Source organism: Microbacterium hydrocarbonoxydans (assembly GCF_000956475.1).
GTDB lineage: Bacteria > Actinomycetota > Actinomycetes > Actinomycetales > Microbacteriaceae > Microbacterium > Microbacterium hydrocarbonoxydans_A.
Genome location: NZ_JYJB01000008.1, coordinates 370,238 through 394,210 on the forward strand (window position 1 = coordinate 370,238; position 23,973 = coordinate 394,210).

At 68.9% G+C, this 23,973-nt stretch carries 18 protein-coding genes; 6 read left to right on the forward strand and 12 right to left on the reverse strand.

The annotated features are described in order from the left end of the window. Positions 1-49: 49 nt before the first annotated feature. Positions 50-721, forward strand: a complete 672-nt coding sequence (locus tag RS84_RS08510) for a winged helix-turn-helix transcriptional regulator (protein WP_045257338.1) — start codon at positions 50-52, stop codon at positions 719-721. 6 nt (positions 722-727) lie between these two features. Here RS84_RS08510 and RS84_RS08515 read toward each other — a convergent pair whose 3' ends face one another. From RS84_RS08515 to idi, 9 genes are read right to left on the reverse strand one after another with little or no spacing between them, the layout of a single operon-like run. After that, positions 728-2,065: a cryptochrome/photolyase family protein gene (locus tag RS84_RS08515; RefSeq protein WP_045257339.1), complete on the reverse strand. Its 1,338-nt coding sequence runs from the start codon at positions 2,063-2,065 to the stop codon at positions 728-730. A gap of 16 nt (positions 2,066-2,081) precedes the next feature. After that, positions 2,082-3,260, reverse strand: a complete 1,179-nt coding sequence (locus RS84_RS08520; RefSeq protein ID WP_045257340.1) for a ferrochelatase — start codon at positions 3,258-3,260, stop codon at positions 2,082-2,084. 22 nt (positions 3,261-3,282) lie between these two features. Beyond that, positions 3,283-4,143 (reverse strand): prenyltransferase, encoded by an 861-nt coding sequence (locus RS84_RS08525; protein WP_045257341.1) that lies wholly within the window; start codon positions 4,141-4,143, stop codon positions 3,283-3,285. Beyond that, positions 4,133-4,435, reverse strand: a complete 303-nt coding sequence (locus tag RS84_RS08530; protein ID WP_045257342.1) for a lycopene cyclase domain-containing protein — start codon at positions 4,433-4,435, stop codon at positions 4,133-4,135. The genes RS84_RS08525 and RS84_RS08530 overlap by 11 nt, the downstream gene beginning before the upstream one ends. Continuing rightward, positions 4,432-4,782, reverse strand: coding sequence for a lycopene cyclase domain-containing protein (locus RS84_RS08535; RefSeq protein WP_045257343.1), 351 nt, complete (start codon positions 4,780-4,782; stop codon positions 4,432-4,434). The genes RS84_RS08530 and RS84_RS08535 overlap by 4 nt, the downstream gene beginning before the upstream one ends. After that, complete coding sequence (gene crtI, locus RS84_RS08540) at positions 4,779-6,323, reverse strand: phytoene desaturase family protein (RefSeq protein WP_045257344.1); 1,545 nt, start codon at positions 6,321-6,323, stop codon at positions 4,779-4,781. The genes RS84_RS08535 and crtI overlap by 4 nt, the downstream gene beginning before the upstream one ends. Then, positions 6,320-7,189 (reverse strand): phytoene/squalene synthase family protein, encoded by an 870-nt coding sequence (locus tag RS84_RS08545; RefSeq protein WP_235281431.1) that lies wholly within the window; start codon positions 7,187-7,189, stop codon positions 6,320-6,322. The genes crtI and RS84_RS08545 overlap by 4 nt, the downstream gene beginning before the upstream one ends. Beyond that, positions 7,186-8,235, reverse strand: a complete 1,050-nt coding sequence (locus tag RS84_RS08550; RefSeq protein WP_045257346.1) for a polyprenyl synthetase family protein — start codon at positions 8,233-8,235, stop codon at positions 7,186-7,188. Before RS84_RS08550 ends, RS84_RS08545 begins: the two co-directional genes overlap by 4 nt. Then, positions 8,232-8,789: an isopentenyl-diphosphate Delta-isomerase gene (gene idi / locus RS84_RS08555; protein WP_045257347.1), complete on the reverse strand. Its 558-nt coding sequence runs from the start codon at positions 8,787-8,789 to the stop codon at positions 8,232-8,234. Before idi ends, RS84_RS08550 begins: the two co-directional genes overlap by 4 nt. Before the next feature lie 80 nt (positions 8,790-8,869). On the opposite strand from idi, the gene RS84_RS08560 reads away from it, so the two are divergent. Further along, positions 8,870-9,442, forward strand: a complete 573-nt coding sequence (locus tag RS84_RS08560) for a MarR family winged helix-turn-helix transcriptional regulator (protein ID WP_052676283.1) — start codon at positions 8,870-8,872, stop codon at positions 9,440-9,442. On the opposite strand, the gene RS84_RS08565 is transcribed toward RS84_RS08560, so the two are convergent. Next, positions 9,443-10,087, reverse strand: a complete 645-nt coding sequence (locus tag RS84_RS08565) for a response regulator (RefSeq protein ID WP_045257349.1) — start codon at positions 10,085-10,087, stop codon at positions 9,443-9,445. A 393-nt stretch (positions 10,088-10,480) separates the two neighbouring features. Between RS84_RS08565 and RS84_RS08570 the strand changes: the two genes are divergently transcribed. Beyond that, positions 10,481-11,095 carry a hypothetical protein gene (locus tag RS84_RS08570; protein WP_052676284.1) on the forward strand — a complete coding sequence of 205 codons (615 nt, stop codon included), beginning with the start codon at positions 10,481-10,483 and terminating at the stop codon, positions 11,093-11,095. Between the two features lie 28 nt (positions 11,096-11,123). Further along, positions 11,124-12,431, forward strand: a complete 1,308-nt coding sequence (locus tag RS84_RS08575) for a signal peptidase I (protein WP_082062101.1) — start codon at positions 11,124-11,126, stop codon at positions 12,429-12,431. Positions 12,432-12,443: 12 nt separating this feature from the next. Here RS84_RS08575 and dnaB read toward each other — a convergent pair whose 3' ends face one another. Further along, complete coding sequence (gene dnaB, locus RS84_RS08580; RefSeq protein WP_045257511.1) at positions 12,444-13,817, reverse strand: replicative DNA helicase; 1,374 nt, start codon at positions 13,815-13,817, stop codon at positions 12,444-12,446. A gap of 497 nt (positions 13,818-14,314) precedes the next feature. Between dnaB and RS84_RS08585 the strand changes: the two genes are divergently transcribed. Together RS84_RS08585 and RS84_RS08590 are read left to right on the forward strand one after the other, a co-directional pair. Continuing rightward, positions 14,315-15,313 carry a hypothetical protein gene (locus tag RS84_RS08585; RefSeq protein ID WP_045257351.1) on the forward strand — a complete coding sequence of 333 codons (999 nt, stop codon included), beginning with the start codon at positions 14,315-14,317 and terminating at the stop codon, positions 15,311-15,313. 109 nt (positions 15,314-15,422) lie between these two features. Continuing rightward, complete coding sequence (locus RS84_RS08590) at positions 15,423-15,926, forward strand: hypothetical protein (protein ID WP_045257352.1); 504 nt, start codon at positions 15,423-15,425, stop codon at positions 15,924-15,926. Positions 15,927-16,180: 254 nt separating this feature from the next. On the opposite strand, the gene RS84_RS08595 is transcribed toward RS84_RS08590, so the two are convergent. Beyond that, positions 16,181-23,929 (reverse strand): beta strand repeat-containing protein, encoded by a 7,749-nt coding sequence (locus RS84_RS08595; protein WP_045257353.1) that lies wholly within the window; start codon positions 23,927-23,929, stop codon positions 16,181-16,183. Positions 23,930-23,973 lie beyond the last annotated feature (44 nt).

Consider the following 23,973-nt stretch of genomic DNA (forward strand, 5'->3'; position numbering starts at 1 on the left):
TAAAGTGAAGCACGCTGCATTGTTTGCAGTCAAGTGGTAATATCAGAGCATGACGAATCAGCACTACGGCCAGTTCTGCGGTCTCGCCAGGGCGGCGGAGATCGTCGGACAGCGGTGGACGCTGCTGATCCTGCGCGATCTGGCCGTGAGCCCTCGGCGGTACTCCGATCTGGTCGCCGGACTCCCCGGCATCCCCACGAACACGCTCGCCTCGCGCCTGAAGGATCTCGAAGAGGCCGGCGTCGTCCGGCGCGCTGTCACCGCCGGCGAGCGCTCCCTCATCTACGAGCTCACTCCGCGCGGTGAGGAACTGCGCCCGGCGCTCGACGCCCTCGGGCTGTGGGGCGCCGGTGGCATGCGCTCACCGCGTGATGGCGAGGTCGTGACGACGGCGTCGATCATCGCGGCGCTGCGCGTCGCCGCGGGTTCGGGTACGGTGCCGAGCAGCTGGAACACCGCCTTCACGGTGCACGTCGCAGACGTCGAGGTGCACGTGCTGATGCGCGACGGCACCATCGAGGTGGGCGAGGGCCCGGCCGCGGCCGCAGATCTGGTCATCACCGCGGGCCCGCAGATCCGCGACATCCTCGCCGGCGAGCTCGACGCGCAAACGGCGATCGAGACCGGTGCGGTGCAGCTGGAGGGCGACGCGTCGCTGTTCGAGCGCTTCGCGGAGAGCCTTCGCGTGCCGTACAGTCCGCACGTCCCGGCCGACGCCTGAGCGGGGTCAGCGAGCGCGCTTGATCTCGTCGTAGGCGCGCAGCGCCGCACGGCGGGTCGCCTGCAGGTCGACGATCGGCTCGCCGGTGCTGTCAGGCGCCCAGCGATCGATGTACGTCCGGTGGGGATCGAACTTCTCTGCCTGGAGCATCGGGTTGAACACGCGGAAGTAGGGCGCGGCATCCGCCCCCGACCCTGCGACCCACTGCCAGTTGAACGGGTTGCTCGCGGCATCCGCATCGACCAGCGTGTCCCAGAACCATTCCTCGCCCACCCTCCAGTCGATGAGCAGGTTCTTCACGAGGAACGACGCGACCACCATGCGGACGCGATTGTGCATGTGCCCGGTCGTCCACAGCTCGCGCATCCCGGCGTCGACCAGCGGCACTCCCGTCTGTCCGCTCCGCCATGCGCCCAGCGCATATTCGTCGGGCTGCGGCCAGGGGAACGAATCGAACTCCGCCCGGAGATTCTTCGTGGCGAGGTCGGGGAACCGGTCGAGCGTGTGCCAGGCGAATTCGCGCCAGCCGAGCTCCGTGAGGAATCTCCCTCCGCCGTCGGCCGCGACCGCCTCGTGCCAGACCGTGAACGGACTGAGCTCGCCCCAGCGCAGTCGGGGCGAGAGTCTCGATGTGCCCTCCAGGCCCGGCTCGTCGCGGGCGCGGTCGTAGTCGGCGAGTCCGCCGCGCACGAACTCCAGCAGCTGCCGGCGCGCGGCAGGCTCGCCGGGTTCCCAGGCCTCAGCCAGTCCGCGCGACCAGTCGGGAGCTCGCGGCAGCAGGCGCCAGTCGGCGAGATCGTCAGACGGTACGGAAGCGGTCTCCGCCGCGGCCTCGAGCGGCGCGGGCAGCGGCAGCCGCGGGGTCGGCCGGCTCAGGCACGCCCGCCAGAACGGCGTGAACACCGAGTAGTGGCTGCCGGTTCCCGTCGTCACGGTCCAGGGCTCGTGCAGCAGCGACGCGGCGAACGAGGCGACGTCGGTCCCCTCGGCACGCAGCCGGCTCTTGAGATCGGTGTCGACGGTCCGCTCGGGCAGGCTGTACCGCCTGTTCCAGAGCACCGCCTCCGCGCCGGTCTGCGCCACGAGCTCGTGCACGACGCGCTGCGCCTCGCCTCGGCGCAGCACGAGCTGCACGCCGAGATCGCCGAGGCCACGGGCCAGCGATTCGAGCGAATGGTGCAGCCACCACCTGGCGGCGCCGCCGAGGGGACGGATGCCGGCAGACTCCTCATCGAGGACGTACAGTGCGACGACGGCTCCTCCCCGCTCGATCGCGGCTGACAGCGCCGGATTGTCGTGCACCCGCAGATCGTCGCGGAACCAGACGATGCTCGTGCCGGTCATGCTCGGGCGTCTCGGTTCACGGCGCGACTCCCGCCGCGGCGGGTTTGAAGCCGGCCCTGACGTTCTCACAGCATCCGGGCCGGCACACGTCGAACCACGGCCCGAGAGTCGTTGCCGCCGGACGCAGAGACGGATCCACCGCCGACATCCGCTCCTCGATCAGGTCGACGATCCCGGCGACGAACAGCGGATCGACGCCGGGCGTCGCCGTGCGGACGGCTCGGATGCCGGCGGATGCCGCCGCTTCGAGGGCCTCGGTGTCGAGGTCCCAGAGCACCTCCATGTGGTCGCTGACGAAGCCGATCGGCGAGATCGCGATCGCCGCGACGCCCTCGCCGGGCAGCTGCTCGATGCGATCGCAGATGTCCGGCTCCAGCCACGGCTGCGAGGCGGGCCCCGAGCGCGACTGGTACACCAGCTCCCAGCCGATCCCGTCGAGCCGGCCATCCCGGGCGACCACCCGCTGCATGACCGCGGCGGCGACCGCGAGGTGCTGCGCCTCGTACGCGCCACCGGGACCGAAGTCCCGGTCACGGGGGCCCGACCGCTGCGCGTCGGCGACCGGGATCGAGTGCGTCGTGAACTGGACGCGGACCGACTCGGCATCCGTCCCCTCGTCGAGGAAGCCGCCCAGCGTCGCGGCGATGCTGTCGACGAACGAGTCGACGAAGCCGGGGTGGTCGAAGAACTGCCGGATCTTGTCGATCGTCACGGCATCGCCGAGGCCGGTCTCGCCCAGCGCCCGCGCGAAGTCCTCCCGATACTGCCGGCAGCTCGAGAACGAGCTGTAGGCGCTCGTGGCGAATGCGAGCAGCCGGGTGCGGCCGGCATCCGCCGCCTGCTGCACCGCCTCGGAGAGGTACGGCTGCCAGTTGCGGTTGCCCCAGTACACCGGCAGGTCGATGCCGCGCGCCGCGAGCTCGGCCTCGAGCGCCGCCTTCAGCGCGCGGTTCTGCGCGTTGATGGGGCTCACGCCTCCGAAGTGGCGATAGTGATGGGCGACCTCTTCCAGCCGCTCGTCGGGGATTCCGCGGCCGCGTGTCACGTTGCGCAGGAACGGGATGACGTCGTCCTGCCCCTCAGGACCGCCGAAGCCGGCGAGCAGGATCGCGTCGTAGGTCTGGGCCGTGTCGGCGAAGGGCTCGCCGGCGACGCACGCCGGTGAGGCGAAAGGGACGGAGGATGCAGATGTCATTGATGACTCCAGGGTGTCGGGTTCAGTCGGTGCCGATGACCGACCAGATGAGAAGCATGGTCACGAGGAAGCCGCAGAAGTAGTTGATCCAGAGGAAGTGCCGCCAGCCGCGATTCGCCTCGCCGGAATCGGCGTCGCTCACGCGCGCGAAGGGGGCCGCCGCGCACAGGTACGGGATCGCGAGCGCGGCGGCCCACGCCGCGGGACTGCCCGTCGTGAGCATGAGCACCGCTGCAGCACCCCACAGCATGAGCGCCAGTCGCACGGTGCGTGCGGCGCCGAGCACGGTCGCGATCGATGCGATGCCCGCGTCGCGATCGGGAACGACATCCTGTACCGCGCCGAAGGCGTGGCTCGCCATGCCCCAGAGGAAGAAGGCGAGCAGGATCGCTCCCGACCGCAGATCCGGCACGCCGCCGGCCAGCACCATCCCGTACAGAGCCGGGCTGACGAAATGCACGCTGGATGTGACGGAATCCAAGACGGGAACCTCTTTGAACCGCAACGGCGGCGCCGAGTAGGCGACCACGGCGAACAGGCTCACCGCAAGGACGATCCACGAGACCGGAGGGCCGAGGATCACGAGCACCACGACGAACGGCAGGCAGACGCCGAGCGCGGAGAGCAGCACGGTGCGATGATGCCGCGGATCGAGAAGCGCCCCCTCGACGCCGCCCTTGCGGGGGTTGGCGAGATCTGAGGCGTAGTCGAACACGTCGTTCACCCCGTACATCGCGAAGTTGTACGGGATGAGGAAGAAGATCGTGCCGACGACGAGGGCGGCGTCGACCCGACCGGCGGCGAGCAGATACGCGGCGGCGAACGGGAACGCCGTGTTGATCCAGCTCAACGGCCGGGATGCGGTGAGCAGCTCAGCGATCATCGCGCCTCCGAAGCCTCATCCAGAGCGCCGGGAGCAGGATCACTGCCGCAAGCGGGTAGGCGAAGTCCTCGACGGGGGCGAGGCCGATCCGCGGACCGAGAATCAGGGCATCGGCATAGGTGAACAGCCCGGCGGCGATCATGATCGTGTCGAAGACCGCGGTGAGCACGAGAAGGCACAGTGCGGCGATGCCGAGAGCGGCGGCGCCGACCCCACGGATGCCGAGCCCTGCCGCCAGGGAGAGGAGCACCGCGATCAGCAGGAAGCAGGCGGCGAGCAGGAGATAGGTCATCGGTGCCGCCTCGGGCCCGATCGTCCTCGCGCGGAGCGGCGGCCGAGGATCTGCTGCGCGCCGAGGACCAGGACCATGGTCGCCTCGCACAGGAACAGCAGGAAGATCGGCTCCTCCACCGGAAGCTCGGGAGCGAGCATGAGGCCGACGAGATACGGGGCGTCGCCCCGTGAGAAGACGCCGATGCCGATGCCGGCCAGATCCCAGGCGAGGAAGAAGACGAGCCCTGCGGCGAGCACGAGCAGCGCGGGCCGCCACGAGCGGCCGAGGAAGAGCCGGAAGCGCAGGTCGACGGCGATCACGCACACGGAGGCCGAGAGCAGGCAGAGCAGATAGATCGCGTTCACACCGGCACCGCCAGGGGCCCGGCCGTGCGGTCGCCGCGGACGCGCTTGAGCACGAGCTCGGCGCTGATCAGGCACATCGGCAGCCCCACTCCCGGAATCGTCGTCGCACCGGCGAGGAGCAGCCCGTCGACCCCTCGGGCCTTCGTGCTGCCGCGGAAGAACGCGCTCTGCCGCAGCGTGTGCGCCGGGCCGATGGCGCCGCCGCGCCACGATCCGTACTCCCGCTCGAAGTCCGCCGGTCCGATCGAGCGTCGCACCGTGATCCTCTCGGCGAGGTCCTCAGCACCCGTCCAGGTCGAGATCTGCGCGATCGCGGCATCCACGATCCTCTCCACCTCCGCATCCCCTGTGCCGTCTTCTGCTCCTGCGCCGATCGCGGTGTCCGCCGGCACCGGGATCAGCACGAAGAGGTTCTCGTGACCGTCGGGGGCGACCGTGCGGTCGGTGGCGCTAGGCCGGCAGACGTACAGCGAGGCAGGATCGGGCACCCGCGGCCGGGATCCGTAGATCGCCTCGAATCCCTCCTCCCACTTCTCCGTGAAGAGCAGGGTGTGGTGCGCGAGCTCGGGGATCTCGCCTCGTACGCCCAGCAGCGCCAGCACCGCGCCCGGGCCCGGGTCGCGGCGCTTCCACCAGCGGATGCCGTGCTGACGATGACGCGGTTCGAGCAGCTGCTCCGTGACGTGCAGATCGGCCGTGGACACGACTCGATCGGCGGAGAAGACCCGCTGCACGCCCTCAGCCGTGACCGCCTCGACCCCCCGCGCCCGCCCCTTTTCCACAAGGATGCGGGCCACGCGGTGCCCGGTCAGCACCGTCACGCCTTTTTCTTCGGCGAGCCGGGCGACGGCCTGGATGACGGATCCGAATCCCCCGCGCGGATACAGCACGCCCTGGTCGACGTCGAGATGGCTCATCAGGTGATACATGCTCGGGGCGGCAGCCGGCGAGGTGCCGAGGAACACCGAGAGGTATCCCAGCACCTGCTGCACCCGGCGCGAACGCGAGTGCGCGGCGATGAAGCGGTCGAGCGGCTGGGCGAGCAGACGCGCGAGCCGAGGCAGGCGCCGCAGGGTCTCCCGATCGGTCAGCCCGTCGAGCGACGAGAAGTTCGTGTAGAGAAACCGCCTGGTCGCGATGTCGTAGGCGTCGGCGGCAGAGTCGAAGTAGCGCGTGAGCGGACCGGCGGATGCCGGGTCCAACCCGATGATCGCCTCCCTCGCACCCTGCGCGGGCAGGTCGAAGGGCGTCTCATCGCCCTCGAAGTACACGCGATAGCCGGGATCGAGCCGCGCGAGGTCGAGCTGCTCATCCGCCGTCGTTCCCAGCATCCGGAAGAAGTGGTCGAACACCTCGGGCATCAGGTACCACGAGGGGCCGGTGTCGAAGGTGAAGCCGTCTTTCCGCCACGTTCCCGCCCGCCCGCCGAGCTGTTCACGTGCCTCGAGCAGCGTGACCTCATGGCCGTCCTGCGCGAGAAGCGCGGCGGTGGCGAGCCCTGAGATGCCTCCTCCGACGACCACAATCGATTCGCCCGTCATCGTGTGCCCCTGCCCGAGAGCGCTCGCATCAGAACCCACGCTTTGACAGCGGGCGGCACGGAGACGCGGCGGCGGATGATCTCGGCGGCTGGCGTCTTCGACAGCCGGTCGTTCAGCTGCGCGAACAGTCCCGCGGCGGCGCTCGTCGCCTTCCGTGCGCGAGGGGGCAGTGCGGTGATCGCGTGCCGGGCGGCGGCGAGGTCCGCCGCGATCTCCGCGACGACCACGTCCTTGTGCGCGTCGCCGAACTCGTGCCGCGCGACGCCGGGAAGATACACGCGTCCCAGCCGGTCGCGATCCTCGGCGAGATCCCTCAGGAAGTTGACCTTCTGGAAGGCGGCGCCCAGGCGACGCGCACCCTCCTCCATGTCCTCGCTGATCTTCAGACCCGGCCGCTCCAGCATGAACACCCGCAGGCACATCGAGCCGACCACCTCCGCCGATCCGTGGATGTACCGACGGTAGGCGATCTCATCGAAGACGGCGGGCGGGTCGAGATCGGTGCGCATGGACTCGAAGAACTCCACCACCAGCTCAGGCGGGATGCCCGCGTCGCGAGCCGTGGCGGCGAAAGCGTGCACCACGAGATTCGCGCTGAACCCTCTCCGCATCGCGGCGAGCGTCTCGGCCTCGAGCGCGTCGAGCACGGCGCGCGTCTCGGCGGCATCCATCCCCGCCTCCTCCGCCGGGCCGTCGACGATCTCGTCGGCCACGCGAACCAGCGCGTACACATCGGCGATTCCCGCCCGCACGCGGCGGGTCAACAGCCGACTGGCGAGGCCGAAGGAGGTCGAATACATGCTGATGACGCGGGCCGACGACGTCCGCGCGGCGCTCGTGTAGAGCGCAAGCCCGGTGGCGGTCACGACTCGCGCTCCGCGCAGCGCCGGGCGAGGAGGATCAGCTCGGCCTTCAGCTTCTCCGGCAGCCCTGATCCGGCGATCCGCTCGCAGGCCTTCTCACACTGCCTCGTCAGCTGCAGCTCGGCGCGGGATCGGGCGCCGCTGTCGGCGAGGGCGCCGCGCAGGCGCTCGGCGTCTTCGGCTTCGAGAGAGCGTCGGCCGAAGAGGTGACGCACGCCCTCCCAGGCATCCGTGCCGTCGGCGTAGGCGACGAGCAGGGTTCGCTTGCCCTCGCGCAGATCGCTGTCGACGGGCTTGCCCAGTGCGGCGGCAGAGCCGAACACCCCGAGGAGGTCGTCCCTCAGCTGGTAGACGAATCCCAGCATCCTTCCGATCTCGGCGAGCTCGGCCTCAGCCTCGGGGCCCGCCCCCGCGAGCAGGGCACCCGCGCGCAGCGGCGCCGCGAAGGAGTACACGGCCGTCTTGTCGTTCATCATGCGGGTGATCTCCGAGGCGGTGACGGGGATGGCCCCGAGCGCGAGCCCGACATCCGCGAGCTCACCGGCTGCGGTCGAGAACAGGCACTCGTCGATGAGCTCGTGCAGCGCAGGCGCGGCATCGCCCGGGATCCCGGCGACCACCGCGTGCGCCGCGCTGATGAGCAGGTCGCCGGCGAGCACCCCTGCCGCCTCGCCCCACGATGTCGATTCCTCGGCCCCGAGGCCTTCATCGAGAGCATCGCCGAGGAACGAGCCCTGCAGATTCGGCCGACCGCGCCGCACGAGGTCGGCGTCGAGCACGTCATCATGCAGCAGGAACGCGGTATGCAGCAGCTCGAACGCGACAGATGCCGTGACGGCATCGTCGTGCGCATCACCGCCGAGGCCGTCATGCGCGAGCAGCAGCAGCCGCGGACGGATCCGCTTGCCGCCGGCGCACGATGCGCCGATGCGCTCCCACAGGATGCGATAAGCGGGCCCGACGGCGGACGCTCGAGCGATGCGGCCGGCGAGGAAGGCATCGATGGCCGCGTCGACTGCGGCGAGCGCGTGCCGTTCGCCGGTGATCATCTCTGCATCTCCGGGAACGGCAGCGCGTCCCTCAGGCCGGACATCTCCTCGAGCTGCCCCACGAGCCACGGGCTGAACGCCCATGGCGAGAGCCGGGCCGACTCGGCGAGCGCCGCAGGCTCGACCCACCGCGCCTCCATGGCCTCGTCGGGGTTGCACACCGGCTCGCCGACCACCGTGGCCACGTACACGGGACAGATCTCGTTCTCGACGACTCCCGAGGCGTCGACGGCGCGGTAGCGGAAGTCGGGAAGCACCAGCCGGACTCCGCTGAGTCCGATGCCCAGCTCGTGCCGCGCGCGGCGGACCACGGCGTCGGGAATCGCTTCGAACGGCTGCGGATGGCCGCAGAACGCGTTGGTCCAAGTGCCGGGCCACGTCTTCTTGGAGAGCGCACGTCGGGTGACGAGAACCCGTCGCCCGTCTTCGTGCACGACATGGCACGAGAACGCCAGGTGCAGGGGCGTCTCGGCGTGGTGAACCTCGGACTTGAGGGCGGCGCCGATCCCCCGGCCCTCCTCGCTCAGCAGCACCACGCGCTCATCGCCGGTCATCCCGCACCCCTCTCGTTCAAAATATTTAACTTAGTTAATAGTATTCTTGGCGTACTTTCAAACCGGATTAGGATCGATGGATGCGCACACCCGCCCGAGATGGGGCCCCCGAGGGGATGTCTCTGGTCGACCCTCGCGTGATGGACCCCGATCATGAGCTCGTCGTGCGGGAGCACCTGTCGGCTCAGGAGATCGAGGAGACCGTCGCCGTGCTCGAGGCGATGAGCTCGTGGCGAGAGCGCGAACGGTCGATGAGCGAACAGGCGCGGCGGTACATGCGGCTCGGGGAGACCGACATGAGGGCGCTGCGTTTCCTCATCGCCGCGCAGAGACAGGGCGTCGTGGCCACTCCGGGTTCCATGGCCGCGCACCTGGGCATCTCTCCGGCGGCGGCCACCAAGCTCGTCGACCGGCTCGAAGCCGGAGGGCACGTCCGCCGCATCGCCGACACGGACGATCGCCGGCGCACGTCGATCGAGGTCACCGAATCGACGAGGGCGTCGGCGAGAGCATCCGTCGGCCGCAGCCATGCGCGCCGCTTCGACGCCGTCGCCGGGCTGTCCCCCGACGATCGTCGAGCCGTGATCCGCTTCTTCGACGCTCTGCTCGAGTCCTCGGAATGGACGGTTCCCGACGAGGGCGACCATTCCTGATCACGTCCTCGGCGACGACGTGGCGTAGATCGCCGCCTGTGTCCGGCGTTCCATTCCGAGCTTCGCGAGCAGCCCCGACACGTAGTTCTTGACGGTCTTCTCGGCGAGGCCGAGGCGCTCTCCTATCTGCCTGTTCGTCAGTCCATCGCCGATGCATCTCAGCACCTGACGCTCGCGAAGAGTCAGGTCCACGCGGGGCAGGCCCCTGGAGCCGGGGGACGTCGGCGCGTTCGACACCGCCCGCACCACCCGCTCGGCGAGCCGGCGGGGGATGAGCCGCTCTCCGGCCGCGATGCGCCGGATGACGTCGGCCAGGGTCCGGCCGCGGATGCTCTTCAGCTCGTATCCCGAGGCTCCGGCGAGCACCGCGGCGATCGTGGCCTCGTCATCGTGGTGGGCGGTGAGGATGAGACAGCGCACGTGCGGATGCACGGAGCGGATGCTGCGGCACAGCTGAACGCCGTCTCCGTCGGAGAGCCGGAGGTCGAGCACCACGACATCCGGCGACGTCACCGGGATCCGCGCGGAGGCCTCCCGTATCGTGGCCGCCTCTCCGACGACGGCGAGATCAGGCTGCTCCTCGATCACGCTCGCCACTCCGCGGCGGACGATCTCGTGATCGTCGACGAGGAAGACCCGGGTCATGCCCGACCCCCGCTCCCCCCTCCTGGATGCATCGCCAACAGTATTCAGGTCCTCCGGCACCTGAATCACCCCCTCATATGCGAGGCACGGTACCGGAGTTCGGCAGGACCTTCGACCCTATTGACACGGACCCCGCGAGAGGACAGTGGAAACGTCATGGCCGCGCTCAGCAGCACTTTGCTCGCCGCATGGTCGGAGTCGACGGCCCCGATGCCGACCTCTCGGTGCGCAGGCGCATCGCTGCTGCTCGGCCACGCGAACCCGTGGGACTTTGGTCCCTATCGCGCCGCGCATTCGGCCCATATATTGGCATTCTGGTGGCACCGCTCCGGCTGAAGCATCCGCATCGACGTCCCACTCCCACTCCCCCGCACCCCTGCGAAAGGCTCCCCCATGTCCGCTGCACCCCGTCGAAACCGCACGATCGCAGCTCTCGTCATCCCCGTCTCCGTGCTGCTCGCAGGCGGCCTGGTGTGGCAGAGCTCCTACGCCGCCTTCTCGGCCCGCACCGAGAACTCCGGCAATTCCTGGAGCACGGGCCGGGTGGCCCTCACCGACGACGACCGCGGCGCCGCCGCCCTCACCGTGGAGAACATGGTTCCCGGCGACACGGGCCAGAAGTGCATCGTCGTCACGTCGAACTCCACCGTGGCGGGAGAGGTCCGCACCTACGTCGAGGACGCTCTCAAGGACCGCGGCCTCGAGAACCACATCGTGATCTCCATGGAGAAGGGCAGCGGCGGATCGTTCAACGACTGCGCCGGCTTCACGCCCGAGACCGGATCGACCCCGCTCACCGGCACGCTCGCGCAGCTCTCGGCCGCCGACACCGACTGGGCCACCGGATCGAACAGCTGGGTCACCACCGGCACCCCGGGAGAGTCGAAGACCTTCCGCGCGAAGTGGACGTTCGACACCACCGGCATGACGCAGGCCGAGATCGACGCCCTGCAGGGTGCCCGCGTCGGTCTCGACGTCGTCTGGGAGCTGCAGAGCACCGACAACTGATCCGCTGAGGAGCGCCGCAAGGCCGAGTATGACCGCCCCCATCCCCCTGAGGCGCACCCGCCGTACCGCTGAGGAGAGCTCTGCCTCCTCCCGGGCGTCGGGTGCCTTCGGGAGGGACGGCTGGGTGAGGTTCGTGCTGCTGCTCCTTTCGCGCGCGTACCTCACCGTGATGGCCACGCTCGCGATCATCGCGCTCCTGCCCGTCCTGTGCGGATGGCGTCCGATGGTGATCCTCAGCGGCTCCATGGAGCCGACCATCTCGGTCGGAGATGTGGTTCTCCTCTCCGATCTGCCACCCGGGGAGACGTACGGCGAGGGGCTCGTCGTCGCCTTCGACGCGGTGGATGCCGACGGCGCCCCGATCATCAAGATGCACCGGATCGCGGAGACCGTCGACGGGGGATTCGTCACGCAGGGCGACGCGAACAGCGACCCCGACTCCGGCATCCGCACCGAAGACGACCTGCACGGCGCGGGTCGCCTGCTGGTGCCGTTCATCGGGTTGCCCGCGTACTGGATCGGCCGCGATCCGCTCGCTCTGGTCGCGTGGATCCTGGGGACTCTCGTGACCATGGTGCTGGCCTTCCCGACGCCGTCGCGTCCGCGCCGCGCAGAGCACGTCGCGGTGGCCGCCCTCACGGTCGCCGCGATCACCGCCGGGCTCGCCTCGCCGTCGGCGCAGGCGTACGCGGCCTTCAGCGTGCGCACCACGACCTCTGCGACGTGGTCGGCTGCAGCCCTCCCCGCCATCGCCATCGGCCGCGCCGATCCGTTCTCCCTCCTGGCCGCCACGTCGGTCACCGACGGCGTGCTGAGCTTCACCGACGTCGACGGCAGCGTGGGCACCACGCCGGGTACGACGATCTCGAACTTCAGCATCCTCGACCGCTACGCGTCACTCGAGCGGAACACGAGCGCCGCGCGCAACGCGATGGCTGACGCCCGCACGCTCGCGACCGCCCTCGAAGCGCGAAAGGCGACGCCGCGGACCGGAACCCTCACGGGACGCGTCACACCGGGAACCTACTCGTGGACCACCCTCAGCGCCTCGGGCAACATCGCCGTCGACGCCGGGGGCGACCCGAGCGCACGATTCGTGTTCATCGCGAACAGCCTGACGGTGGCCAACGGCACGCACGTCGAACTCGCGGGCGGCGCGACCTCGGCCAACATCTTCTGGCGCATCCGCGGCAACGCCACACTCAACACGAGCACGCTGCGCGGCACACTGCTGGCCGACGGAGCGATCTCCGCCTCGACGACCACCGTCGTCGGCCGGCTGGTGTCGTTCAACAGCTCGATCACGGCCGGCCGGTACCTCATCTCCCGGCCGTAGCGGGCGGGTGAATCAGTTGAAGTCCCCGCCCGGAGCCATGTCGGCGAAGCGCGAGTAGTGACCCTGGAACGCCACGGTGATGGTCGCGGTCGGGCCGTTACGGTGCTTGGCGACGATCAGGTCGGCTTCACCGGGACGCACGTCCTTGTCGTACACGGAGTCGCGATGCAGCAGGATCACCATGTCGGCATCCTGCTCGATCGATCCTGACTCACGAAGGTCGCTGATCGCGGGCTTCTTGTCCTGCCGCTGCTCCGGACCACGGTTCAGCTGCGACAGCGCGATCACGGGCACCTGCAGCTCCTTGGCGATGAGCTTGAGGCTACGGGAGAACTCCGAGACCTCCTGCTGACGCGACTCGACGCGCTTGCCCGAGGTCATCAGCTGCAGGTAGTCGATGATGACCATGCGCAGCCCCTCGCGCTGCTTGAGGCGACGGCACTTGGCGCGGATCTCGACGAGAGTCATGTTCGGGCTGTCGTCGATGTAGAGCGGCGCGTCGTTGATGCGCCCGCGGGTCGCGGCGACCGTCGTCCAGTCGCGCGGGTCGAGGTTGCCCTTACGCATGTTCTGCAGCGGAATCGCGCCCTCGGCGCTGAGCAGACGCATCGCGATCTCGCTCTTGCCCATCTCGAGCGAGAAGAAGACCGAAGGGAGGTTGTGGCCGATGGATGCCGAGCGCGCGAAGTCGAGGGCGAGCGTCGACTTTCCCATGGCGGGTCGCGCGGCGACGACGATCATCTGGCCGCCGTGCAGGCCGTTGGTCAGTTCGTCGAGTTCACGGAAGCCGGTCGGTACACCGGTCATCGATCCGTCGCGGCCGTTGGCGGCCTCGATCTCCTCGATCGCGGCATCCACCGCCGTCTGCAGCGGCACGTAGTCCTCTGCCGTCTCGGATCCGGTGATCGAATAGATCTCCGCCTGCGCGTTGTTGACGATGTCGGTGGCATCGCCCTGGCCGTCGTAGCCGAGCTGCACGATGCGGGTCCCCGCGTCGACGAGACGCCGGAGGATCGCACGCTCCGACACGATGCCGGCGTAGTAGCCGGCGTTCGCGGCCGTCGGCACGATCGAGGTGAGAGTGTGCAGGTAGTCGGCGCCGCCGGCGCGGCTGAGCTCACCGGTCTTGATGAGCTCGTCGGTCACCGCGACCACGTCTGTCGGCTCGCCGTGCGAGTAGAGCGACAGGATCGCCTCGAAGATCAGCTCGTGCTTCGGGATGTAGAAGTCGGCGCCCTTGAGGGTCTCGATGACGTCGGCGACGGCGTCCTTCGACAGCAGCATGCCTCCGAGCGCGCTCTGCTCGGCGAGCAGATCGTGCGGCGGCGTGCGCTCCGGTTGACGTTGCCCTCCGAGGCGTTCCTCCGAGATGTCGGCGATCGACACAGGCTTCCCTTCGATGCGACTGGTGACGTGCTCCACGACCTCATCCGGCCAGGTGCACAGCAAAACACCATCCCCCGACATTCGGTCGCTCGACCACGGTATTCACGCGCGAGAGCGGGTGCAACAGAGCCTGTGGATAACCATGTGGAAAGGATGCGGAGAAACTCGGAGTGTCTGTGCACAACGCATGTGGATAACCCGGTGGACTACCGGAATTTCGGACCATTTTATCGTAGTTGAACTGGTATTTTTTGTTTCCCCACCCTGTGCACAACATTCGATCTCAAGCGGGCGTTGAAGGTTGGACCCATCGATGTCCGCATGTGCAGAACCTGGGGAAAGTCAAGCCGGTGCCGCAGTCGGGCGCGTCACCGGCGGCCGTATGCTGAAACACTCGTATATCCCGACCTGGACACGCGCCCGAGGCGAGGGGTAGTCTCGGCGCAGCGACGCAATCGCGTCGATATTACGTTTGCCTTCAGAGGGGGAGGTGGAACGTGGACGCTCGGGCCACCCGGGCCGGCTCCGCCGGCCTTCTCTGGGGCGGCATTGCTGTGCTCGCCTGGGCCGCGTTCACGCTTTTCACCGGCGGAGGCGCCGCCCACGCGGACGACGACGGCCCGCTCGACGGCGTCACGGGTCTCGTCAGCAACGCGGTCTCAACCGTCACCGCCCCAGTGACCCCTGTGGTCACCCAGGTCGTGAGCCCCGTGGTCACTGCGGTCGCGGCCCCGGTGCAGCAGGCGGTGCCCGCCGTCGTCACCACGGTCACGCAGACGGTCGCCCAGGTGCCGGTCGTCGGACCGGTGACCGCTCCGGTCGTCCACACCGTGACGGACACCGCGCAGGCGGTCGTGCAGCCCGTCGTCGCCATCGTCGAAAGCCGTCCCGTCTCGCAGATCACCGACCCTGTGATCGACATCGTCACCGGTCTTCCCATCGTGGGCGACCTGGTCGATGACCTCGGCGTGCCCCAGGTGATCGACGACCTGGTCGGCATCGTCGACGACACCACCGGCGTGGTCGGCGGCATCGTCGACTCGACCGTTCCTCCGGTGCTGGGTTCTCTCGAGCCGCAGGTTCCCGGGCTTCCCAGTCTTCCCGGAGCACTTCCGGCCGTCGACACGGACGGCGGGGCGTCGATCCCCATCGCCGCAGCGGCGGCATCCGCTCTCTCCGATGGCGTGGCGTCCGTCACGGCAGCGACGCCGCGCTCAGACCGGGAGCCCGGATCGGGCGCAGATGAGGCCCTGAGCGGCTCTCCCGGCCCTGGCGCCGGCGCTCCCGCACCTGCCGACTCTCCGGCGACCGCTCCCTCTGGGGCACCGATCTCCCCGTCTTCCTCTGCCGGATCCGGCGGAGGAGCATCAGCCGCCGCCGCTCGCGTCAGCGACGGAGGCCTCTTCCTGCTGCCCGCTGTGACGCGGGACTCCGGCGCATCTGCCGACGCTCTTCCGGCGTCGGCTGTCGCCGACACCGACGTATCTCCTGACTGATCCGGCTGTCGTGTCGTCCCTGTTGAGGACGACGGATGCTGTGCTGCGCGCGCACCTCTGATCCCGCGCGCACCCGTCCTACGACACCGGCTCAGTCAGGAGCATCATCATGCGCACTCTCGTGAGGCGCGACGTCCGGCGTACCCGTTCCATGACCTCGGGCGCCACGCGCAGCGCCGCCCAGGCACTCGTCGATCTTCTGGGCGCCCTCAGCGCGCCGATCGGCGACCTCCACGGGGTCCCCGGAACCAGCTCGACACGGCAGCACCTGGTGCGCCGCCCCCAGACCAGCACCCCGGCCCCAGATCCCCAGTACGGGGCTCCCCAGGCCTCGACGGCGGCCGGGGTGCCGCCTTTGACGACCGGCAGCACAGACGACGGGCTTGCGAGCTCGGCGCCGGTGCTGCCGGTCGTCGACATCCGGGTGGCGACCGCCACCGTGGATGGGACTTCTCCCGCCTCGGGCGGGTGCGCAGCCGAATGCGTCGCCGGAAGTGCAGACGTGCTCGCCGCCACCGGAGGGCTCATGGCACGCGTCTCCACCGCGCCAATCCCGCACCGGCTGCCGCACCCGCACGGCGGGAGACTTCGTCGACATCCCCTGCCGACGTAGCCCGACCCCGGCGGTGCGGCTGTCCTCGGGGGAGGAGACGCCGCACCACCGGAGCACTGCGTGAACGCGCGGACGATGCCCTGCCCCTCAGGTCTCGTCCATTTGATTCGCGAGTGCGGACGGCGAATGCCCCGTGGCCCTCACCACGGGGCATTCGTCTTGCTCGAGGACGACGGATGCTGTTGCGCAGGTTGTCCCGGACACGAGAGAAGCCGCGGTCCGATCGTGGATCGGGCCGCGGCTTCTCGTCACTCTCAGGCCAGGCGACGCCTCCTCGTCGCGAGGAGTCCGCCGATGGCGAGCAGGAGGACGACCAGCCCGAGTTCAGGCTGGCCACCGCCGGTCGTGGCGAGCGACCCCGACTCCGTCTGCACTGCCGACCGAGTGGACCCGGAGCGTGCTGCCGTACCGCGCGTCGATCCGTTGCCGGATGCGGTTACGATCGGCGTTCCGGAGGTGCCGGGCGTACCCGGCGTACCCGGGGTACCAGGCGTTCCGGGGGTTCCCGGGGTACCCGGCGTGCCGGGCGTTCCCGGCGTACCCGGGGTTCCGGGGGTTCCGGGAGTGCCGGGCGTACCCGGGGCCGGCGTGACCTGGTCGATCACGTCATCCGCTACAGACAGGAGCCGATTCACCAGGGGCGAAATCAGGCCGGGGAGGCCGCCGACAGTGTCGACGACCCCTCCAACCACACCCGTCACATCCGACAGACCCGGAACGGACGGTGCACCCGGAAGACCTGGAATGCTCGGCAGGCCCGGAAGGCCACCGACGAGACCACCAACCGTGTCGACGAGATCACCGGCGCCGGGAAGCGAGCCAGGGAGGCCGCCGACAGCGTCGACGACCTCTCCAACCACACCCGAGACATTCGACAGACCCGGAACAGAGGGTGCACCCGGAAGGCCCGGGAGGATGCCACCGACGGAGTCGACGACACCACCCACGAGACCACCGAGATCAGGAACTCCCGGAAGACCCGGAAGCTCACCACCAGGAAGACCCGGCAGCGACGGAACACCAGGAAGGCCCGGGAGGATGCCGCCGACAGAGTCGACGACACCACCCACCAGACCGCCCAGGTCAGGAACTCCCGGGAGACCCGGAAGCTCCCCACCAGGAAGACCCGGAAGGATGCCGCCGACGAGGTCGGTGACACCACCCAGGTCAGGAACTCCCGGGAGACCCGGAAGCTCGCCACCAGGGAGACCCGGCAGCGACGGAACACCAGGAAGGCCCGGGATCAGACCACCAACGATGTCAGTGACATCACCCAGGTCAGGAACACCCGGAAGCTCGCCACCGGGGAGACCCGGCAGCGACGGAACACCCGGAAGAGCCGGGAGGATGCCGCCGACAGAGTCGACAACATCACCCACGAGACCACCCAGGTCAGGAACTCCCGGAAGGCCCGGAAGCTCGCCACCGGGAAGACCCGGCAGCGACGGAACACCCGGAAGACCCGGAATCAGACCACCGACGATGTCGGTGACGTCACCCAGGTCAGGAACTCCGGGAAGAGCAGGGATCAGACCACCGACGATGTCGGTCACGTCACCCAGACCCGGAAGACCCGGAAGACCCGGAAGCTCGCCACCGGGAAGACCCGGAAGCGACGGAACACCCGGAAGACCCGGGAGGATGCCGCCGACAGAGTCGACAACATCACCCACGAGACCACCCAGGTCAGGAACTCCCGGAAGAGCAGGGATCAGACCACCGACGATGTCGGTGACGTCACCCAGACCCGGAAGGGACGGCAGACCCGGCTCACCACCAGGAAGCCCACCGATCAGATCGCTGAGCGTGTCGACAACCTCACTCGCGGGACCGCCCACAAGAGGCAGCTGCCGCACCGCGTCACTGATAGGACCGAGGGCACCGCCCAGCTCGGGCAGACCCGGAAGACCGGGGATGCTCGGGTCAGGCAGACCAGGAACTCCCGGCAGGCCCGGTAGGCCGGGAAGCCCACCGATCAGACCGCCGACAGAATCGACGATCCCTCCTGCCACGCCGCCGAGATCCGGAAGACCCGGCAGCGACGGCAGACCCGGAGCACCCGGAAGACCCGGAAGACCCGGAAGACCCGGAAGACCCGGAAGACCCGGAACGAGGCCACCGACAGAGTCGACAACATCGCCCACGAGACCGCCCAGATCAGGAACCCCCGGGAGACCCGGCAGCTCGCCACCAGGAAGGCCCGGCAGCGACGGAACACCAGGAAGGCCCGGGATCAGACCACCAACAATGTCAGTGACGTCACCCAGACCCGGAAGGCCCGGAAGCTCACCACCAGGAAGACCCGGAAGCGACGGAACACCAGGAAGGCCCGGGATCAGACCACCAACGATGTCAGTGACGTCACCCAGACCCGGAAGAGCCGGGAGGATGCCGCCGACAGAGTCGACAACATCACCCACCAGACCACCCAGATCAGGAACCCCCGGAAGACCCGGAAGCTCGCCACCAGGAAGACCCGGAAGCGACGGAACACCCGGAAGGGACGGAACGAGGCCGCCGACAGAGTCGACAACATCGCTCACGAGACCACCGAGGTCAGGAACTCCCGGGAGACCCGGAAGCTCGCCACCGGGAAGACCCGGAAGCGACGGAACACCCGGCGGGCCCGGGATCAGACCACCAACGATGTCAGTGACGTCACCCAGACCCGGAAGAGCCGGGAGGATGCCGCCGACAGAGTCGACAACATCGCTCACGAGACCACCGAGGTCAGGAACTCCCGGGAGACCCGGCAGCTCGCCACCAGGAAGACCCGGAAGCGACGGAACACCCGGCGGGCCCGGGATCAGACCACCAACGATGTCAGTGACGTCACCCAGACCCGGAAGAGCCGGGAGGATGCCGCCGACAGAGTCGACAACATCGCTCACGAGACCACCGAGGTCAGGAACTCCCGGGAGACCCGGCAGCTCGCCACCAGGAAGACCCGGAAGCGACGGAACACCCGGCAGGCCCGGGATCAGACCACCAACGATGTCAGTGACGTCACCCAGACCCGGAAGAGCCGGGAGGATGCCGCCGACAGAGTCGACAACATCACCCACCAGACCACCCAGATCAGGAACCCCCGGAAGACCCGGAAGCTCGCCACCGGGAAGACCCGGCAGCGACGGAACACCAGGCAGGCCCGGGAGGATGCCGCCGACAGAGTCGACAACATCCCCGACCAGACCGCCCAGGTCAGGAACTCCCGGAAGGCCCGGAAGCTCGCCACCGGGAAGACCCGGCAGCGACGGAACACCCGGAAGACCCGGGATCAGACCACCGACGATGTCGGTGACGTCACCCAGGTCAGGAACTCCGGGAAGAGCAGGGATCAGACCATCGACAATGTCAGCGACGTCACCCAGACCCGGGAGACCCGGAAGCTCGCCACCGGGGAGACCCGGCAGCGACGGAACACCCGGAAGACCCGGGATCAGACCACCGACGATGTCAGCGAGGTCACCCAGACCCGGAAGACCCGGAAGCTCACCACCAGGAAGACCCGGAAGCGACGGAACACCCGGAAGACCCGGGAGAATGCCCCCGACGATGTCAGTGACGTCACCCAAGTCAGGAAACCCCGGAAGGCCCGGAAGCTCGCCACCGGGAAGACCCGGAAGCGACGGAACACCCGGAAGACCCGGGATCAGACCACCGACGATGTCGGTGACGTCACCCAGGTCAGGAACTCCGGGAAGAGCAGGGATCAGACCACCGACAATGTCAGCGACGTCACCCAGACCCGGGAGACCCGGAAGCTCGCCACCGGGGAGACCCGGCAGCGACGGAACACCCGGAAGACCCGGGATCAGACCACCGACGATGTCAGCGAGGTCACCCAGACCCGGAAGACCCGGAAGCTCACCACCAGGAAGACCCGGAAGCGACGGAACACCCGGAAGACCCGGGAGAATGCCCCCGACGATGTCAGTGACGTCACCCAAGTCAGGAAACCCCGGAAGGCCCGGAAGCTCGCCACCGGGAAGACCCGGCAGCGACGGAACACCCGGAAGAGCCGGAACGAGGCCACCGACAGTGTCGACGACTCCACCCACGACACCGCCCAGCTCGGGCAGACCCGGAAGACCGGGGATGCTCGGGTCAGGCAGACCAGGAACTCCCGGTAGACCAGGAAGGCCCGGGAGCCCAGCGATCAGACCGCCGACAGAATCGACGATCCCCCCTGCCACACCGCCGAGATCCGGAAGACCCGGCAGCGACGGCAGACCCGGAGCACCCGGGAGCGACGGCACACCGGGCAGACCCGGAACGACGCCGCCGACCGTGTCGATGACACCGCCCACGACACCGCCCACGTCCGGCAGGCCCGGAAGACCGTGCTCACCGGGAGTACCGCCGATGCCGCCGATAGCGTCCCCGACGGATCCGGCTGCGTCGCTGACGACGTCGCCGATTCCGCCGACCGTGTCGCAACCGCAATCGGTGACGTCACCGATCACGCCGCCCACGTCGGGCAGCCCAGGCAGGCCAGGCAGCGAACCGAGCAGATCGCTCAGGTCGAGCACGGGACCGTTCGGCTCGCCCGGGAGCACCGGGAGACCCGGCAGACCCGGCACGAGAGAACCGATCACGCTGTCGAGTCCGGGGACGAGGCCCCCGAGGCCCGGAATCGACGGAGCACCCGGAACGGAAGGTGCCGACGGCACCTCCGGGAGTCCGCCGCCGATGACCGTCCCGATCGCGTCGACCGCGTCACCGAGAGAACCGCCGAGCTCCGGCACGCCGGGGATCGAGGGAATGACGGGGACGCTGCCGATGACACCGTCGAGGAGGTCGCCCGCACCCGGCACAGCCGGGCCGCCAGGCTCGCCACCGACGATGCCGCCGATCACGTCACCCACCTCGGAGACGCCCGGAAGCGCCGGGACACCGGGAATGCTGCCGATGAGCTCGCCCGCGGCATTGCCGAGGTCGGGCACCGGAAGCGAGGGAACACCCGGGAGGCCCGGGTTGATCGATCCGGGCGCACCCGGGTCGATGACGACGATCTCGTCATCCGACGTGACTCCCCCCACCGGGGTCACGGCGTTGCCGACGAACGTGAGCGGTGTGGTGATGCCGACGGCGACGTCCCACCCGGAGCCGACACCGGCACCTGCGTTGGGCAGGTCCCCGAAGCCGTCCGATCCGTGGATCACGACGGACGAGTCATCCGTCGCGACGTCACCGGCCACCGCAGCGGCGTTGCCCGAGGCGGTGACCGGGGCGACGATGCCACCCACGACCTGCCACCCTGTGCCGACGCCGATACCCGAGTTGGCCGCATCGCCGGAGACGATCGCGCCGTCCGCCGTCATCACAGCGACATCGGAGTCGAACGAGTCCGCGTCGCCGAAGACGGTCGCCGCGTTGCCGGAGCCGGTGAACGGCATGACGACGTCGCCGACGACCTGCCATCCTGAACCGACGCCGATACCCTCGTTCTCCGCCTGACCGGCCGCGCCGATGACGGAGGTGTTGTCGACGATCGCGACGCCCGAGTCCGTGGTGACTGCGTCACCCGTGCCTGCGAGCACGTTGCCCGAGAACGTCACCGGAGCCGTCACGTCGCCGAGCACCTGCCAGCCGGAGCCGACACCGTACCCTGCGTTCGCGACCTCGCTGTTGCCGTTCAGGACACCCGCGTTGTCGACGACCGACACACCGGAACCTGCGGTCCCGGCGTCTCCGAACACGGACCCCGCGTTGCCCGACGCCGTCACCGGAGCCGTCACATCGCCGAGTACCTGCCAGCCGACTCCCCAGCCGATGCCGGTGTTCGACACCTCGCCCGAACCGTCGACCGCGTCACCGTGGTCGACGACGCCGACGCTCGAACCCGAGGCGACGACGTCGCCCGTGCCCGAGAAGGCGTTGCCGGATGCCGTGACCGGCGTGCTCCAGTCGGTGACGATCTGCCAGCCGGAGTCCTTGCCGACTCCGACGTTGGAGATCTCCCCCGCGCCGTCCACGACGTCCGCGTCATCCACGATGCCGACCTGGGAGTCGTCGGTGACCGCTTCACCTGCACCGGAGAGGGCGTTGCCCGAGAACGTCACCGGAGCGGTGACGTCGGCCGGGATCTGCCAACCCGAGTTCAGGCCGTAACCGGCGTTGTCGATCTCGCTTCCCCCGGCGACCACGCCGCCGTTGTCGACGATCGCGACGTCCGAGCCCGTCGACGTGGCGTTGTCGAGCACGGAGCCCGCGTTGCCCGTCACCGTGATCGGTGCCGTGATGTCAGCCGGGATCTGCCAGCCCGTACCGACGCCGTAACCGGCGTTGTCGATCGAGCTGCCGGAACCTGCGACACCCGCATCGTCGACGATCGACACCGTCGAGCCCGAGGTCACCGCATCGCAGTCACCCGAGATCGCGTTGCCCGAGATCGTCACCGGTGCGGTGACATCGGCCGGGATCTGCCAGCCGGATCCGAAGCCGTAGCCCACGTTCCCGACCTCGCCACCACCGTTCGCGACACCCGCATCGTCGACGATCGTGACGTCGGAGTCCGACGTCCCTGCGTCACCGAGAAGCGAGCCCGCGTTGCCGGAAGCGGTCAGCGGAGCGGTCACATCGGCCGGGATCTGCCAGCCCGAAGCGACGCCGTAGCCGGCGTTGCCGACCTCACCGCCACCGTTCGAGACACCAGAGCGATCGATGATCGTGACGTCCGAGTCGTCGGTGACCGCGTCACCAAGACCCGAGAAGGAGTTGCCGGATGCCGTCACCGGAGCGGTCACGTCAGCTGGGATCTGCCAGCCCACGCCCCATCCGATGCCGCCGTTCGACACCTCGCCGCCGCTGTTCGCGACTCCTGCCTGGTCGACGATCGCGACGTCCGAGCCCCTGGTGACTGCCTCACCCGTGCCCGAGATCGCGTTCCCCGAGAACGTGACCGGTGCGGTCACATCAGCGGGAATCTGCCAACCCGTATCTTTGCCGATGCCGGAGTTCGCGATCCCCCCACCGGAGTTCGCGACTCCGGCCTGGTCGGTCACGGACACCGACGATCCGCTGGTCGTGGCGTCATCGAACACGGATCCGGCATTGCCGGACGCCGTGATCGGCATCGTCACATCGGCGGGAATCTGCCATCCGGTGTTGAGACCGATCCCCGAGTTCGAGATCGTGCCCCCTCCGGATGTGGTGCCGGCGCCGTCGTTCACTGCGACATCGGAATCATCGGATTCCGCGTCGCCGAACACGCTGGCTGCGTTGCCGGAGGCGGTGAGCGGAGCGGTGACGTCGGCAGGGATCTGCCAACCCGTTCCGACGCCGATGCCCTCATTCGACACGCCGTTGTTTCCACTTGCATCTGTCGCTGCTACTGCCGAGTCCTGCGACTCCGCGTCACCGAAAACGCTGAACGCGTTGCCCGATGCCGTCAGAGGCGCCGTCACGTCGACCGGTGCCTGCAGGCCCGATCCGACGCCGACCCCCGAGTTGTCGGCACCGCCGCCCGCCGACCCGACGGCATCTGCCGTCGAGACCGTCGAACCGTCGGTGACCGCGTCGCCGAAGACCGAGACCGCGTTGCCCGAGACCGTCACGGGTGCGGAGACGTCGACGATGCCCTGGACCCCCGAGAGGGCCCCCACGGCATCCGTCGTTCCCGCTGTTCCCGTCGCCGTCTGGGTGTTCGTCACCGACGAGTCGGTCGACGACGCATCACCCACGACGCTGACCGCGTTGCCCGCCACCGTCACCGGTGTCGATACCGCGGCCACCGCCTGCTGGCCGGAGAGAACTCCGCCCACGGCGCTGAGGTCCACCGTCACGATCGGCGCGGTCACCGGCGCAGGGGCGTCCTGAGTGGACTCTCCCGTCGCCGATGCCGCCACGCCTGAGACGGTCAGTGGCACTTGGACGTTGACGACTGCCGAGGTGTCATCCTGCGGCGGTGCCTCGTCGGCATTCGCGATGCCGGTGCCGGCGGCCCAGAAGCCGGCGGCGAAGCCCGCGAGTAGCAGGCTTCGCATCACGTACTTGTTCATGCCAAACCCTTTCTGAGATTGAGGAAGATGCGATCCAGGAAGTG